The organism is Cellulophaga sp. 20_2_10, from assembly GCF_023476645.1.
Lineage (GTDB): Bacteria > Bacteroidota > Bacteroidia > Flavobacteriales > Flavobacteriaceae > Cellulophaga.
The window spans coordinates 442597-459385 of record NZ_JAMCOJ010000001.1; the positions used below are offsets into that span (position 1 = coordinate 442597).

Here is a 16789-nt window from a genome sequence, read left to right on the forward strand (position 1 = left end):
TTGTGTCTTAATTTGATTTACCTTATGCCTAAGCATCTTCACTATAAAATGTACAAGCCTTACGGAGTACTTAGTCAATTGGCTAGTAATGACAATAATCAACTTAAAAAGAAATTTTTATCTGAATTTCATACTTTCCCTGATGGCATAATGCCTATTGGTCGTTTAGATGAAAAATCTGAAGGCCTACTTCTACTTACAACAGACGGAAAATTAAGTGATACCATAAATAGGTCTGGAATAGAGAAAGAGTATTACGCACAATTAGATGGTTTAATTACTGATGAAGCTATAGCCAAACTGGAAAATGGAGTACAAATTGGTTTAAATGGTACCACATATACTACCAATTCTTGCAATGTTAAGCATATTGATGAGCCCATACATTTGCCAGCACCAGATTCAAAAATTAGATTGGGTAGACATAGACCTAACAGCTGGATTAGTATTTGTATAACCGAAGGGAAATTTAGACAAGTCCGCAAAATGACTGCTGCTGTCGGCTTTCCTACGCTACGCTTAGTGCGTGTACGGATTGCTGACATCACATTAGACAACCTTACTCCTGGCCAAATAACTAGTACCCATATGTAGTCCTTTTTTAACGTCTGTGTTAATTTGATATTAAATAATGTTAAAAAAAGAGAATGAACATTCATTTTTATATATCTTTGTACTATCAAAACAAAGACATGAAATTAATTTGGAACATTTTAAAACTACTTCTTGCAGTATTTATGATATATGCAGGTAGTCAGCATTTTGTAAATCCAGACTTTTTTAATCCATTTGTGCCAGATGTATTGGTTTTTAAAACCGCTATCATTTATGCATCAGGAATTTTAGAAGTTGCTTTGGGTGTTTTATTACTTTTTCCAAAGTATACTAAAAAAGCTGCCTTAGCAATCTGTATTTTAATGTTACTTTTTTTACCTATACACATTTGGGATGTATTTTCAGACACACCAGCAATTGGTAGTCACGAAGCCGCATTAATAAGATTACCTATTCAGTTAGTGTTAATTGCCTTGTCTTATAAACTATATAAAATAAAAGCATAATGGCAAAATTACAAAAGAGTATAGACAAGCGTAATGCATTGATAAAAGCAACTATAGAGTTGGTTAATAATAATGGTTTCCACGCAACTCCTTTGTCTAAGGTTGCCAAAATGGCGAATGTTTCTCCTGCTACTATTTACTTGTATTTTGAAAACAAACAAGATTTAGTTAATAAGACATATATAGAAGTAAAAGAAAAATTTACGGCATATGCCTTTGAAACGTTTAAGGAGGATATGGCAGTAGAAGAAGGTTTTAAATTAATTTGGAACAGAATTGCAGACTTTAAATTTAAACATTGTGAAGAGGCAATGTTTTTAGCGCAGTGTGATAATACACCGATGATAGATGAACCTAGTCGTGAAGTTGGCATTAAACATTTTCAGACCTTATTAGATTTATGGGGAAGAGGTAAAAAGGAAGGTTTAATAAAACCGATGTCAGATCACATTTTATATGCCTACACTATTATTCCGCTGTCTTTTTTAATTATTTCTCAAAAAAGAGGAGCTATTACATTAACTAAGGAGCATATAGAACAGTCTTATTTGGCAGCTTGGAATAGTATTAAAGCATAAAACAAAAACATATAAACTAAATATATAATACAGAAAAAATGGAATTATTAGATAAATTAAATTGGAGATACGCTGCTAAAGCAATGAATGGTGAAAAAGTAGCTGAAGACAAAATTGATAGAATTATTGAAGCAGCGCGTTTAGCACCAACATCTAGTGGCTTACAACCTTTTGAAATTTTTGTAGTAAAAAATCAAGAAATTAAAGAAAAGATTAAACCAATAGCTTGGAACCAATCTGTAATTACAGACTGCTCTCACCTATTAGTTTTTGCCGCTTGGGATACCTATACTCCTGAACGTATTAATAGAATGTTCGATTTAACAAACGATATCCGTGGTTTTAAAAATGAAGGTTGGGAAAACTACAGAAAAATGTTGTTAGATATGTATCCACAGAGAGATGCCGAAGAAAACTTTAATCACGCTGCAAAACAAGCATACATTGCTTTTGCTCACTCAATTATAGCTGCTGCTTTTGAAGGTGTAGATGCTACTCCACTAGAAGGTTTTGATCCTGCTTCTGTAGACGAAATTTTAGGATTACGCGAAAAAGGATTACGTAGTGCCGTTTTATTACCATTGGGATATAGAAAAACAGAAGAAGATTGGTTGGTAAATTTAGTTAAAGTACGTAATAGTACAGAAGATTTAGTAACTGTAATAGAATAAAAACAAAAAATATGATTCAGACAATTTTATTAAAAAACAGACCTGTAGGGAAGCCTTCAGTATCAGATTTTGAATTTGTAACGGATGAATCTGATGTAAAGATTAAAGATGGTGAGTTGCTTTTAGAAGCAACTTACGTATCTGTAGATCCTTACTTAAGAGGAAGAATGAGCGATGCAAAGTCTTACGTCCCTCCTTTTGAGTTAAATAAACCCGTACATTCTGGTGTTGTTGCAAAAGTACTTGCTTCTAAAAACGACAAGTTTAAAGAAGGAGATTTTGTTTCCGGAATGTTAGATTGGAAAACAAAGCAAGTATCTAACGGCGAAGGACTTTTAAAAGTAGATGGTTCTAAAGCTCCTTTAAGCACATATTTAGGTGTTCTAGGGATGACAGGCTTAACTGCTTACTTAGGCTTAAACCAAATAGGTAAACCTAAAACAGGCGAGACACTTGTTGTTTCTGGTGCTGCTGGTGCTGTTGGTAGTGTAGTTGGGCAAATAGGAAAAATTCTTGGACTTAATGTAATTGGTATTGCTGGTACAGATGAAAAGGTAGAAATGCTTACATCTAAATTTGGTTTTGATACTGGTATTAATTACAATACTACTAAAGATATGAAAGCTGCAATTGCAGCAGCTGCTCCAAATGGTGTAGATATCTATTTTGATAATGTAGGCGGACCAATATCTGATGCTGTGCTTTTTAATATAAACAAGTTTGCTAGGATGATTATTTGCGGAGCTATATCTGTATATAATAATACCGAGTTACCACAAAGTGTAAGTGTACAACCGTTTTTAGTTAAAAATAGTGCCTTAATGCAAGGGTTTATTGTATCTAACTACGCAGATAAGTTTCCTGAAGCAATGAAGGAATTATCAACTTGGTTAGCAGAAGGTAAATTAACCTATTCTGAAACTGTTGTTAACGGCTTTGAAAATATCCCAAGTGCTTTTATCGATTTATTCGATGGAAAAAACAAAGGAAAAATGATTGTGAAAATTTAAAAATTAGATTTTTTATCAACTTAAAAAACAAAGAAAATGAACAATTTTGAATATAAAAACCCAACTAAAATCATATTTGGGAAAAATACTATAGAAAAATTAACTGCAGAAATACCTGCCGATGCTAAAGTTTTATTACTTTATGGTGGTGGTAGTATTAAGAAAAACGGAATTTACGACCAAGTAAAAACTGCTTTAGCAAAAGTAGACATTACAGAGTTTGGTGGTATTCCGGCAAATCCTGAGTATTCTATTTTAATGGATGCTTTAAAAGTAATTAAGGACAAAAAAATCACCTATTTGTTAGCTGTTGGTGGTGGTTCTGTGATAGACGGAACTAAATTCTTATCTGCTGCTGCTTTATATGATGGTGCAGAACCTTGGGATATGCTAAAAAATAAAGAACGTCCTAGCAAGGGATTGCCTTTTGGAACAGTATTAACTTTACCTGCAACAGGGTCTGAAATGAATTCTGGTTTAGTTGTATCTAGAAAAGAAACAAAAGAAAAACTTTCTATGGGAGGTCCAGCATTGTTTCCTACTTTTTCTATACTAGATCCACAGGTAATTACATCTATTCCTAAGCGTCAATTAGCAAATGGTATTACAGATGCTTTTACGCACGTTTTAGAGCAGTATATGACCTACCCTGCCGGCGGTTTACTCCAAGACCGTTTTGCAGAAAGTATTTTGCAAACATTAGTAGAGGTTGCTCCTACTGTTATTAAAGATCCTACAAACTACGAAGCTGCATCTAACTTTATGTGGAGCTGTACAATGGCTTTAAATGGGTTAATACAACAAGGGGTTCCTGGAGATTGGGCTATACATATGATGGGACACGAGTTAACTGCTCTTTTTGGAATAGACCACGCAAGAACATTGGCTGTAGTTACTCCTAGTCATTACAAGTATAATTTTGAAGCTAAAAAAGAAAAACTAGCACAATATGCAGAACGTATTTGGAATGTTACCGAAGGTAGCCAAGAAGACAAGGCATATGCGGCAATAGAAAAAACTGAAGCTTTCTTTCATCAATTAGGTATAGACACCAAATTATCTGACTATACTAAAGATTACGAAGGAACTGCAGAAGAAATTGCAAAACGTTTTACTCAACGTGGTTGGAAATTAGGAGAACACCAGTCTTTAATGCCTGAAGATGCAGAAAAGATAGTAAAAATGGCATACTAAATAAGTTTAATGAATTTTATTAAAACAATAGTTATAGCACTAGTAATAGTAACAGTTACAGCTTGCAATAACAAAAAAGAGAAACAGTCTTCTGAAAAAATTTCAGAAGAAAAAACAGAACTTAAAAAAGATAAAAAAATGAAAGTATTATTTGTATTAACATCTCACGATAAATTAGGCGATACTGGTAAAAAAACTGGTTTCTGGGTAGAAGAATTTGCAAACCCATATTATACACTATTAGATAAAGGAGCTGAAATTACTTTAGCAACACCAAAAGGTGGTGCTGCACCAATAGATCCTAGTAGTGATTCTCCAGATGCTGCTACTGAAGATACAGAACGTTTTAACAACGATGCAGATGCAAAAGCTAAAATTGCAAATACAAAGGTTTTAGCAGATATGAATGCTGATGATTTTGATGCTGTATTTTATCCAGGTGGTCACGGGCCATTATGGGATTTAGCTAATGATGAAAAATCTATTGCATTAATTGAAAAATTTAACGCACAGAAAAAACCAGTAGCATTTGTATGTCACGCTCCGGCTGCACTTAAAGGTGTTAAAGGTACAGATGGTAACCCATTGGTAAAAGGTAAAAAAGTAACTGGATTTACAAATACTGAAGAAGCTGCTGTACAACTTACAGATGTTGTTCCGTTTTTAGTTGAAGATATGCTAAAAGAAAACGGAGGTATTTATTCCAAAAAAGAAGATTGGGCTGCTTACGCAATTCAAGATGGTAACTTAATTACAGGTCAAAACCCGGCATCGTCTGAGTTAGTTGCTGAAAAATTAGTTGCAGAATTAAATAAATAAAGATTCCATTTTTTCTTAAAAAGGGCGTGTAGACAATTAGTTTACACGCTCTTTTTTTTATAGATTAAAGGTAGAGCTATACTTTTAAAACATAAAAAAAGCTTTATAATAAATAGTAACTATTTATTATAAAGCTTTTTACAAAACACAACTTAAATAATTAAGCTACTATGCTTCTTGTGTTGTTTTTTTAGACTTACGGTACATGTAAGAATCAAATATGTTACGTTTTGCAAAACGATAAATCTTATCTGAGTTTATCATTTTTACATATATTTTTTTAGGAACTCCAAAATACTCATAGGTAGTACCATCCAAAAAGGTAACTTCTAAAAGCTGACCATTGTGTTGAAAATCTAAAATACCAGAAGTATTTGTTAATGCTTTGTATTCTTCTGCACTAGCAACTTTAGTTTCTGGAGCTATACTTACAAGAAAATGGTAACCATCTATAATTTCTCTACTCTTTATTTCTGCTTCTTCACGCTTAGCGTCTCCTTCTTGAAACTTATCTGGATGCCATTCTTTTACTAAGTTTCTGTAACTAGTTTTCAATGACTTAAGTTCTATGTTATTCTCCACAGAGAACATTTTCTTGTATTGATTTATTCGTTTCATTCAGGTACTTTTTTTAAAACCAGCCGCGAAATTACATCTTTTTAATTGATTATCAACCTATATAACAATAATAGCGTGTTATTTTCTTTTATTAAAAGGTCTAATAATTAATCCTAAGGGTCTGTCATAGGTAAAGTAATTAGTCATCCACCCCATAAAAGCAGACAATTTATTCTTAAATCCGACTAAAGACATAATGTGTATAAACATCCAAACCAACCAGGCAAACGTTCCTTGAAACTTCCATTTAGGTAAATCTACGACTGCTTTTTTTCGTCCAATTGTTGCCATTACACCTTTATTCTTATATACAAATGGCTGTAAAGGCTTATTCTCACAAAGGTTAATTATGTTTTTAGCTAAGTGCGTTCCTTGTTGCTGTGCAACAGGTGCTAACATTGGTAGTCCACGAGGTTCATCTTCAGAAATATGAGCTGCTACATCACCTATAGCAAAAACATCCTTAGTTTGCACAACTTGGTTATACGCATCAACTGCTATGCGGTTACCTCCTATTATTGCATCTTTTGGTAATCCATCTATTGGAGCTGCTTTTACACCAGCTGTCCAAATTACAGTATCTGTATAAAAACTTTTATCGTCTATTTCTAGCTTATTGTCTTTATAAGAACTTACTCTGGAGTTTAAATGTACATTAACACCTAAGTTAGTTAAGTACAATAAACTCTTAGCAGATGCCTGTTTAGACATTGCATTTAATAAATTAGGAGAAGCCTCATAAAGGTTTATACTCATTTTAGAGATATCTAAATCTGGGAAATCTTTTGGTAGCACGTGTTTTTTCATTTCTGCCAAAGCACCTGCGAGTTCTAAACCAGCTGGTCCGCCACCAACAATAGCAATATTTAAAATTTCATCTAAAGGTTCTTTATCTTTTTTAGCCAATGCTTTTTCTAAATTCTGAAAAATATAACTTCTTAAGTTTAAAGCATCCGGAATAGACTTTAAGGTTAGCAACTCATCCTTTATAGGCTCAAAATTAAAGAAATTATTTTGACTCCCTGTTGCAATAACTAAATAGTCATAATTAATTGTACCTATAGAGGTTTCTAGTTCTTTAGCTTCTGAATTAACAGACATAACGTTTGCCATCCTAAAAGTAACATTTTTATATCCTCTAAAAATGCGCCTAACTGGGTAAGCAATACTATCTGGCTCAAGACCTCCCGTAGCAATTTGATACATTAGAGGCTGAAAATTATGATAGTTATTTTGGTCTATTAGACGTACATCTACATTTTTGTCTTTAAAAGCTTTTGCTATAGTAATACCGCCAAAACCAGCACCTATAATCACTACTTTTTTTCTATTTCCCATAAGTTTAAATTGTAGCATAAAGGTACAAAATAAGGACGTTTTTATAGGTTGATAAAAGCTTTGATTTACGTTAAATATTTGACAAAAAAAAGAGTCTATTCTTTCGAATAGACTCTTAGTTTAAAGCTTTTACTAGTATATGTTATAAAACTCTTACGTTTGCTGCGTTTAAACCTTTTTTACCTTCTGTAATCTCATATTCAACTTCATCGCCTTCACGAATTTCGTCTACTAAACCAGAGATGTGTACAAAGATATCATTACCTGAACCTTCTTCTGTGATAAAACCAAATCCTTTTTCATCGTTGAAGAATTTTACTGTTCCTTTACTCATTGTATTGTATTTATAATAATTAATTTAAACAAAATTAATACATAAGAATAAAACTACCAAATTTTTTTAACCACTTTAGTATCAGTTAACTTAAAGTTAATATTGCGACTGTATCTAAGTAATATTTTGTTAATTTATTGGACTTAAATCTCTTTAATATTACCCACTTAAATCCAGGTTTTTACATCATTACAGATTAAAAATAATCTAAGCTTCTCCCCTTGCAGGATAATCTGCTTTTAAAATATAATCAATTCCTCCCAATACATCTCTAAATTCTGGTCGTCCAAAAGGCATAGACTGTATAGATTCCCAATACACTGTGCTATCTGTCGTTATTAAAAATAAGCCTGGTTCTGTAAAAAATTCTGGTTCTTGTTTTATTCCACTAGAAATAAACAATCCCCATTTTCTTGCTTCTTCAATAGAAAAACCATAACCAAGAGGAATATCATCAATAGCCCATTCTTTATGTGTTGCTTTTGCTACTTCTTCTGTATCAGAACTAATAGCTATTACATTAACGCCACGTTCTGTAAATTTAGGAAGTATTTTTTGTAACTGCTCTAATTGTTTTTGACAAACAGGACAGTGTTTACCTCTATAAAAAAGAATTAAAGTAAAGTTTTCTGGTGATTGTTCACTTAACTTCCACGTAGTATCATTCACCAATTCTATATTTAATTCTGGTGCTTTTTCTCTAGGTTTTATCATAATAATGTGTAGTTTTAATTAAACTGTAGTAACAATTTAAGATTTAAATGATACTTTAAAAATAAAGAAAACCACAACCAATAAGGTGTGTTTTACAAGTAGTAACACAAGTTTAACACATCTATTAAAGAATTTTTGATATAATTTTTTACCAGTCTATTGGTCTGTAATCTTTTAAAAATTTACCACTCCAATGTTTTCCAGTATTAATACCATCTATTAACGGATCCATTACACGTGCTGCACCATCTACAATATCTAAAGGAGGTTGAAAATCATGTAATTCTGCTTTTCTTTTAGATAATTCTGCTGGATCTTCATCTGTAACCCAACCCGTATCTACAGCATTAATGTAAATTCCATCTTTAGCTAAACTACCTGCAGCAGTATGTGTAAGCATATTTAAAGCCGCTTTTGCCATATTGGTATGCGGATGCCTGTCTTCTTTAAAGAATCTATGAAATTTACCTTCCATAGCAGAAACATTTATAATATGCTTTTTACCTGTATTCTCTTTCTTCATTACTTCAGAAAGTCGGTTACAAAGAACAAACGGTGCAACAGAGTTTACCAATTGCACTTCTATCATTTCTGTAGTTTCTATTTCTCCAAGTTTTAAACGCCAGCTATTTGTTTTACGTAAATCTACTTGTTGTAAATCTGCATCTAACTCACCTTCTGGGAAAACCTCTGATGTTTGTAATGAATTGTCAAAACTATATGGTATTTGAGACAACTTAGCAGATGCTCTAATTCCTATTCCTGGTTCTGGTCCGTGCCAAGTAACTGGCATATTTTTATTTGAAGATGCACCAGAAGTTAAAGTTTTTAGCTCATGCATACAGCCAACGTGGTCTTGCAGTAAATCTGCTGCATACTTTGGTAAGTCTGAAATTGGTGTTTCTTCATTAGCCATTAAATGCGTATAAAAACCTGCTGGTCTACGTACTGTTTGCGCTGCATTATTGATAAGGATATCTAAATTCTCATACTTCTGTTCTATAAAATTACAAAAGATCTCTACACTAGGTATGTGCCTTAAATCTAAACCGTGAATTTTTAAACGATGTCCCCATTGTGTAAAATCTTCTTCTTTAGAAAAACGTAAAGCAGAATCTACCGGAAATCTTGTTGTTGCAACTACAGTAGCTCCTGCACGTAATAACATTAACGTAATATGGTACCCAATTTTTAATCTAGAACCTGTTATTACAGCAACCTGACCTTTTAATTCTGTTGTTTGAAAACGTTTAGCATAGTTAAAATCACCACAACTAGTACACATTTGATCATAAAAATGGTGCAATTTGGTAAACAGATCTTTACAAACGTAGCAGTTTCTTGCCGACTCTAACTCCAGCTCTTTTTGATTAGATAAATCTGCCTCTGGTAATAATTTAGGAGCAACAAAAACAACTGCTTCACGAGCACTACGTATTCCCGTTTCTTTACGAGCATTACGGTCTCTAGAGTCTTGTTTACGTTTTTGTGCTTTTTTAGCGTCTTTTTTTCTACGAGAAAACTCTTCCCTACTTGGTCTAGAAAGTTGACCAGCAGCTTTAATTAAAGTTGTTCTTTTATCTTTAGAAATTTCAAAAATTTCATCTGTATTGGTAATTAAGTGCTCTAAAACAGCGATACACTTATCTATTTCTTCTTGTGATAATGCATTGTCTGCATTAGTATTCTCCTCTTTCATACATTAAATAATACTAATTCTAACTTTCTTCTTCTTTAACCTTGTATTGCTTAATTCTTCTACAAGTTTAGGTGCTATATCTGCAGGTACAGACACAAACGTACAATCTTGTTTTAGCTCTATAACTCCTAATTGATCTTTACTAATCTTTCCTTGCTTAAAAAACAAACCTGCAATATCGCCTTTAGATATTTTATCTTTTCTTCCTCCAGAAATAAATAAAGTTGTCCAATAGGGTGGTTTTCTAGTACCCGTTTTGCTAATTTTTGCTACTGGTACATTTTTTATAAAATCTGGTAGATTCTCTTCTTCCCATTTTAAAATATACGCTGTTCCTTTAGAGTTTACACGTGCAGTTCTTCCGTTTCTGTGTATAAACTCTTCATTTTTATAGGGCAACTCGTAATGTATAATATATTTCATTTCTGGAATATCTATACCACGGGCAGCCAAATCTGTGGCAATAATTACGTCATAGGTTCCGTTTCTAAATTTTAATAAAGAACGTTCTCTATCTTTCTGTTCCATATCGCCATGAAAACAGCCGTGCGTAATATTATTTTTATCTAAAAATTTACTAACTCCTTTTATACTTTCTCTTAAATTACAAAAGATAATACCTGGACTATTGCCCTCGTGATTAAGTAAATTTAATAGTGTTCTTAGCTTATCTCTGTTAGGAGAAACCACTGTTTTAATTGCTAATTTATTTGTATTTTCTTTTAAATAATCTATAGTAACAGCCTTATCTAAACGCACAAATTTAGGTATTGTAACACCTTGCGTTGCAGATGTTAAAATACGTTTATTTAAAGCAGGCAATAGATTAATTATATATTTCATTTCTTCTTCAAAGCCTGTTTCCAAAGACTTATCAAACTCATCTAAAACTAAAGTTTTAATAAAGTTTGTAGAAAAACGTTCGTTATCAAAATGATCTGCAATTCTACCAGGTGTACCAATTAGTATTGCCGGTATATGTTTAAGCTCTATCTTATCTTTAGACATTGCTCTACCTCCGTATACAGCATTTACTTTGTAACCAGACCCCATAGAACGTATAACCTGTTCTATTTGTATAGCTAACTCTCTAGAAGGCACTAAAATCAAAGCTTGTATTTCTTCTAGCTCTGGATCTAACTTATCTATTAAAGGCAATAAAAACGCTAAGGTTTTTCCTGTTCCTGTAGGTGATAAAAGTACCGTATTAGTGGTATTTTGTATTACAGAAAGCGCCTCTTCCTGCATTGGGTTTAATTGATGAATATTTAACTTCTCTAAAATATCTGCCCTATTCTTAATTATATTTGCCATACTATTCTTGTTCTATTACAACGTAAAGTTTTTGTCTTCTGCTGAAACAGAACCTATATTTTTAGTTTGTCCTAAATGGTTTGCCAGTATCTTATCTACTAATTCTTCTTTTGTTAAATGATGAAATACAGTGTGTATTTTATCTCTAAACTCTGTAGGTATAGTATGATTAGGTTTTGTTTTAAAAATCTTTTTAGCCCAAAGCAAACTATTATTTTCTTCTATACTAGCTGCATCTGCTTTTTTAAATTTAGTAAACTTAAGTCCTAATTCTTTTTCAAAATCTACAATTTCCTTTTCTTCTTCCTTTTGTAAAACGGTTAATGAAAATCCGTTTGCACCTGCCCTAGCCGTACGACCACTTCTGTGAACATAGGTCTCATAAACATCTGGCAAGTGATAATTTACAACATAAGATATCTCTTTTACATCTAAGCCACGTGCAGCTAAATCTGTAGCCACTAGTATTTTTATATGTCCCTCTCTAAACTGCCCCATAATACGGTCACGAATAGGTTGTGTTAAACTACCGTGCAAAGCACCTGAAGAAAATTTATGAATGGCTAAGTTTTTAGCAAGCTTGTTTACTGCTGCTTTTGTTTTACAAAAAATAATACCTCTTTCACCTTCTCTAGAGTTTAAAAAATGCATTAAAACATCTAATTTCTCTATTGGCTCTACTACTACGTATTGGTGATCTATAGTTGTATTACCAACGGTCTCCATATTTACACTTACCTGAGTGACGTGTTTAGATAAGTAATTCTGTACCATTTGTTTAATGGCACCAGGCATTGTTGCTGTAAATAAAATTGTTCTCTTTTCTTTTGGTAAAGCAGCCACAATAGTATCTAAACCTTCTTTTAAAGAGGTAACCATTTCATCTGCCTCATCTAAAACAAGATATTTAGCATTTTTTATATTGATAGCACTTCGTTTTAATAAATCTATTAATCTACCAGGAGTAGCAATTACGATATGCGTATTTTGTGTTAAACGTTCTATTTGTGGTTTTATAGGTGTACCACCGCAAACAGATGCAATAGAAACTTCTGGCACATATTTACCAAAAGCACTTAAATTGCTATAAATTTGTTGTCCTAATTCTCTTGTAGGAACAACAATTACAGCTTGTATATTGTTATTTTCTGTATCAATTAATTGTATAAGTGGCAAACCAAAAGCGGCTGTTTTACCAGTTCCTGTTTTTGCAAGACCAACAAAATCTTTGTTAGACTCTAATAAAACAGGTATAGATTTAATTTGTATTTCAGTGGGAGTAGTAATCTCTAATTCGGCTAAACTTTTTTGAAGAGGTGCATTTACACCCAGTTTAGAAAACTTTTTTGACATAATATAATTTTGCACAAAGATAGGTACTCTTTTTACTAGAATACAGAAAAAAGTAGCCTATCTATTTAGATATCATCTTACATTTGTAAAAAATAGTTATAGTGCATCCAAAAAACTTACATAATACGCCGTATCAATTTAAAGAATTAATAGAAAAATATCCTGATTTAGAAGCGTTTGTTTTTACGAATAAATACGGAAATAAGACTATAGATTTTGCGAATCAACCAGCAGTTATAGCACTTAATAAGGCTTTATTAAAGTTGCATTATAACATTAGCTCTTGGAGTATTCCAGAAAACTACCTCTCTGCTCCTATTCCAGGGCGCGTAGATTACATACATTATATAGCAGATGTACTTGCCAAAGAAAACATACAACAACCTATTAAGGGTTTAGATATTGGCGTTGGTGCAAATTGTATTTACCCAATTTTAGGCAGTCAAATCTACAATTGGCAAATGGTGGGTTCAGATATTAACGAAACTGCTGTAGCATCTGCCAAGCACAATGTAGTTACTAACTCTAATTTAGTTGATAAAATTGATATTAGACATCAGAAAAATAATGCCCACATTTTCTCTGGAATAATTAAACCGAATGAAAAGTTTCATTTTACAATGTGTAATCCGCCTTTTCACGCATCAGAAGAAGAAGCTACAAAAGGTACATTGCGCAAGCTTAAAAATCTTGGCAAAAGAAAGAATGAGCTGGAACTTAATTTTGGGGGTATGGCAAATGAACTTTGGTGCAATGGCGGTGAAGCGCTATTTTTAAAGAGGTTAATAAAAGAAAGCGTACTGTTTAAAAATGAAGTTACATTTTTTACTAGCCTAGTTTCTAAAAGTGAAAACTTACCTAAACTAGAAAAACAGTTAACAAAATTAAAAGCTACCCATTTTACAATACCAATGGAACAGGGTAATAAAAAAAGTAGAATATTAGTATGGAGATTTTAATGGTTTTAAAGAGAGTCTCAAATTTCTAGTTTCATCACTTATCTTTACCTTTGCAAGGCTTAAAATTATAGAATGCTTAAAATTAACACTAAAACACTTCAAGACCTAGAATTTAATACCGTATTAGAGCACATTAACATGCGCTGTAGCACCGAACTAGGTAAGGAATTAGCTTTAGAAATAGTACCCTTTAGTAGTAAAGAAGAGATTCTAGAACATTTAGGTAAAACAAGTGAGTACGTAGCATCTTACGTCAACGAAAATCGCATCCCTAATCACGGTTTTGATAGTATTACCAAAGAACTGTACTTATTAAAAATAGAAAATGCCACCTTAGAAATTGGTGGGTTTAAAAAAATAGGTACTATTTGTAGCACTATTGTTGTACACACAAAATTCTTTAAAAAATTTAAAGAATATTACCCGCTACTTTTTGCAAGTGCAGAAACATTAAATGTACTTCCAGAAATTCCAAATGCAATAGATGCTGTTGTAGATAAATTTGGAGAAGTAAAAGATAAGGCTTCTAATAAGTTATATGATATCCGTAGAGAAATTAATTCCGTAAAAGGCAAAATTAATGGTAGCTTTTTATCTGCTTTAAACTCTTACAACTCTGCCGATTATTTAGATGAAATAAGAGAGTCTGTTGTTGAAAACAGACGCGTTTTAGCAGTAAAAGCCATGTACCGTAAAAAGGTAAAAGGCGCTGTTATGGGTGCTTCTAAAACTGGTAGTATTGTTTATATAGAGCCTGAAGCAACATTACGCCATAGTAGAGAATTAAACAATTTAGAGTTTGATGAAAAGGAAGAAGTAAATCGTATTTTAAAAGAATTAACGGCTGCTATTAGACCTTTTGATTATATTTTAGCAACTTACCAAGAGTATTTAGCACAAATAGATATTACTGCTGCCAAAGCTAAATACGCCCAAGACACCAAGTCTCTTTTGCCTAAAATTAGCGAGGAAAGAGAAATGTACTTGCGAGATGCTTACCACCCACTTTTGTATTTAACCAATACAAGAAAAAATGAAAAAACGTGGCCACAAACAATAGAGCTAAAAAAAGATAACAGAATTATAGTTATTTCTGGTCCTAATGCTGGTGGTAAAAGTATTACTCTAAAAACTATTGGTCTACTTCAGGTCATGTTACAAAGCGGAATGTTAATTCCGGTTCATGAGCGCAGTACTGTTTGTTTGTTTGAAAAAATATTGACAGATATAGGCGATAATCAATCTATAGAAAACCATTTAAGCACTTATAGTTATCGACTTAAAAATATGAACAGCTTTTTAAAAAAGTGTAACGACAGAACACTCTTTTTAATTGATGAATTTGGTACAGGTAGCGATCCAGAACTTGGTGGTGCTTTAGCCGAAGCCTTTTTAGAAGTTTTTTATGAGCGTGGAGCTTATGGTGTAATTACTACACATTACGCCAATTTAAAAATGCTTGCAAACGAATTACCACACGCTACAAACGCCAATATGTTGTTTGATGCAAAAAGCTTAGAGCCTACTTTTAAATTAATGTTAGGGCAAGCAGGTAGTTCTTTTACATTTGAAGTTGCTCAAAAAAACGGAATTCCTTATAGCTTAATCAATAAGGCTAAGAAAAAGATTGAACATGGTAAAGTTCGTTTTGATGCCACCATTGCTAAAATGCAAAAAGAGCGCAGTAAAATGGAAAAGACAGGTTCTAGACTACAGGAAGAAGAAACAAAAGCTAGAGAAGAGTCTAGACGCCTAGAGGAGCTAAATAGTAAAGTAAAATCTAAACTAGAAAACTACCAAGAATTGTACGATCATAACCAACGTATGATTTACTTAGGTAATAAGGTTAATGATGCTGCGGAGAAGTATTTTCAGGATAATAAAAAAAAGATAGTAATATCTGAGTTACTACGACTTGTAGAAACTGAAAATAGCAAAAGAAAAAAGAAAACGGTTAAAGAGGTTAAAGCACAAAAGGTTAAAAAGAAGCAAGTAGAAGAAGAGGTTGCTAAAAAGGTTGAAGTTATACGTGAAAAGAAAAAAGAAGAAAAGAAAAAGGGTATTGTAAAAGAAAATCTTAAGCCTAAGTACACCTTTAAAATTGGCGACAGAGTACGTTTAATAGGTGGTAAAGCTGTTGGTAGTATAGATACCTTAGAAAAGAAAAAAGCCATTGTAAATTATGGTTTATTTACAACTAACGTAGATGTAGAAAAATTAGAGTTGGTACAGGCTAAAAAATAAACAGCCAGCATCAAGTATATAAAGTTTTAAAAAAAAACAACTTGAGAGGCCGACTGTTCCCCAACTCTTAAAACTTAGTCAATAAAAAATATTTTGACTAAATGTATTTTATTTTGATAATTACTATTTAAAAGCTAAACTATATTTTTATCTTATTAAGACAAAATAACAACCATAGACAAAATATGGACACCTAAAAATTAGCTAAAAAAAAGTAAGTATTTCACTTTAATTTTACAGCGTTAAAACTTACGCCCAAATATATACGCAGAAGGATTGAAAAAAGTTGTTAAAAACTTTAACTTTTATTCAACTTACTGAATTGCAGTAAATTATTTTTAATAAAAAATTGAAATGCTTAGTTATTGTCCATGCTTTAAGGAAAAAATAACAGTTGACATATTGCAGTAGAAACTAAAAAACTACATTAGAGGTCAACTGTTCCCACATTTTAATAAATTATTCTATTATTCCTTTAAAACTACCGTTGGTAAGTAAAATTCCTGTTCCGTACCATTAGGATCGTAAAAACCTGTAGCTTTACCAACAAATTTTAAGTTTAATACTTTTTTATTTTCACCTAAAACTTGTGTTGTAATTACACTAATTACTTTTGCACTCTTATCTTGATTTTAACAAAAAATGCATTAATATTCTAATATAGCAGCCTTTATAAAAGTTATTAATTTCTTTATCTAAAGATTTATAACTCTAGTAATGTCCTTTTTTAATGTCTACTATATGTAATAAATTACGCCCTACATTAGCTCTACTAAAATGTAAGCCAAATATAATTTGTTCCCGTTTTCTAGAGTAGCATTATAATAAGCTTCTCTTACAAAATTTATTTTATTATTAAGGTTTTGTGACTAACTAGAATTTT

The 16789-nt window shown here is 32.2% G+C and carries 16 protein-coding genes; 9 read left to right on the forward strand and 7 right to left on the reverse strand.

From position 1 onward, the window contains the following. Positions 1-24 precede the first annotated feature (24 nt). The 7 genes from M4I21_RS02015 to M4I21_RS02045 are packed head-to-tail and all read left to right on the forward strand — an operon-like array spanning position 25 to position 5333. Positions 25-594, forward strand: coding sequence for a pseudouridine synthase (locus M4I21_RS02015; RefSeq protein WP_249557363.1), 570 nt, complete (start codon positions 25-27; stop codon positions 592-594). Between the two features lie 53 nt (positions 595-647). Next, positions 648-1061: a DoxX family protein gene (locus M4I21_RS02020; RefSeq protein WP_249557364.1), complete on the forward strand. Its 414-nt coding sequence runs from the start codon at positions 648-650 to the stop codon at positions 1059-1061. Beyond that, positions 1061-1639 (forward strand): TetR/AcrR family transcriptional regulator, encoded by a 579-nt coding sequence (locus M4I21_RS02025; protein WP_249557365.1) that lies wholly within the window; start codon positions 1061-1063, stop codon positions 1637-1639. Before M4I21_RS02020 ends, M4I21_RS02025 begins: the two co-directional genes overlap by 1 nt. 38 nt (positions 1640-1677) lie before the next feature. Next, positions 1678-2310 (forward strand): NAD(P)H-dependent oxidoreductase, encoded by a 633-nt coding sequence (locus tag M4I21_RS02030; protein WP_249557366.1) that lies wholly within the window; start codon positions 1678-1680, stop codon positions 2308-2310. Between the two features lie 11 nt (positions 2311-2321). Then, entirely contained in the window at positions 2322-3320 is a 999-nt protein-coding gene (locus M4I21_RS02035) for an NADP-dependent oxidoreductase (protein WP_249557367.1), read from the forward strand. A 36-nt stretch (positions 3321-3356) separates the two neighbouring features. Further along, positions 3357-4514 (forward strand): iron-containing alcohol dehydrogenase, encoded by a 1158-nt coding sequence (locus M4I21_RS02040; protein WP_249557368.1) that lies wholly within the window; start codon positions 3357-3359, stop codon positions 4512-4514. Between the two features lie 9 nt (positions 4515-4523). Further along, positions 4524-5333 carry a type 1 glutamine amidotransferase domain-containing protein gene (locus tag M4I21_RS02045; RefSeq protein ID WP_249557369.1) on the forward strand — a complete coding sequence of 270 codons (810 nt, stop codon included), beginning with the start codon at positions 4524-4526 and terminating at the stop codon, positions 5331-5333. A 168-nt stretch (positions 5334-5501) separates the two neighbouring features. Here the strand turns inward: M4I21_RS02045 and M4I21_RS02050 are convergent, their stop codons facing one another. From M4I21_RS02050 to M4I21_RS02080, 7 genes are all read right to left on the reverse strand, one after another. Then, positions 5502-5951 carry a KTSC domain-containing protein gene (locus M4I21_RS02050; RefSeq protein WP_249557370.1) on the reverse strand — a complete coding sequence of 150 codons (450 nt, stop codon included), beginning with the start codon at positions 5949-5951 and terminating at the stop codon, positions 5502-5504. 78 nt (positions 5952-6029) lie between these two features. After that, positions 6030-7289, reverse strand: coding sequence for an NAD(P)/FAD-dependent oxidoreductase (locus tag M4I21_RS02055; RefSeq protein ID WP_249557371.1), 1260 nt, complete (start codon positions 7287-7289; stop codon positions 6030-6032). A gap of 142 nt (positions 7290-7431) precedes the next feature. Then, positions 7432-7623 (reverse strand): cold-shock protein, encoded by a 192-nt coding sequence (locus M4I21_RS02060; RefSeq protein ID WP_249557372.1) that lies wholly within the window; start codon positions 7621-7623, stop codon positions 7432-7434. Between the two features lie 207 nt (positions 7624-7830). Then, entirely contained in the window at positions 7831-8337 is a 507-nt protein-coding gene (locus tag M4I21_RS02065; RefSeq protein ID WP_249557373.1) for a peroxiredoxin-like family protein, read from the reverse strand. A gap of 148 nt (positions 8338-8485) precedes the next feature. Continuing rightward, positions 8486-10036, reverse strand: coding sequence for an SDR family NAD(P)-dependent oxidoreductase (locus M4I21_RS02070; protein WP_249557374.1), 1551 nt, complete (start codon positions 10034-10036; stop codon positions 8486-8488). 3 nt (positions 10037-10039) lie between these two features. Beyond that, on the reverse strand, positions 10040-11350 hold the full coding sequence (locus M4I21_RS02075; RefSeq protein ID WP_249557375.1) for a DEAD/DEAH box helicase: 1311 nt from the start codon (positions 11348-11350) through the stop codon (positions 10040-10042). 15 nt (positions 11351-11365) lie between these two features. Continuing rightward, the gene (locus tag M4I21_RS02080; RefSeq protein WP_249557376.1) at positions 11366-12703 is read right to left on the reverse strand and encodes a DEAD/DEAH box helicase; all 1338 of its coding nucleotides are present in this window, start codon (positions 12701-12703) and stop codon (positions 11366-11368) included. Between the two features lie 101 nt (positions 12704-12804). Between M4I21_RS02080 and rlmF the strand changes: the two genes are divergently transcribed. Then, positions 12805-13662: a 23S rRNA (adenine(1618)-N(6))-methyltransferase RlmF gene (rlmF, locus tag M4I21_RS02085; RefSeq protein ID WP_249557377.1), complete on the forward strand. Its 858-nt coding sequence runs from the start codon at positions 12805-12807 to the stop codon at positions 13660-13662. 72 nt (positions 13663-13734) lie between these two features. Further along, on the forward strand, positions 13735-15906 hold the full coding sequence (locus tag M4I21_RS02090; protein WP_249557378.1) for an endonuclease MutS2: 2172 nt from the start codon (positions 13735-13737) through the stop codon (positions 15904-15906). The last annotated feature ends 883 nt before the right edge of the window (positions 15907-16789 follow it).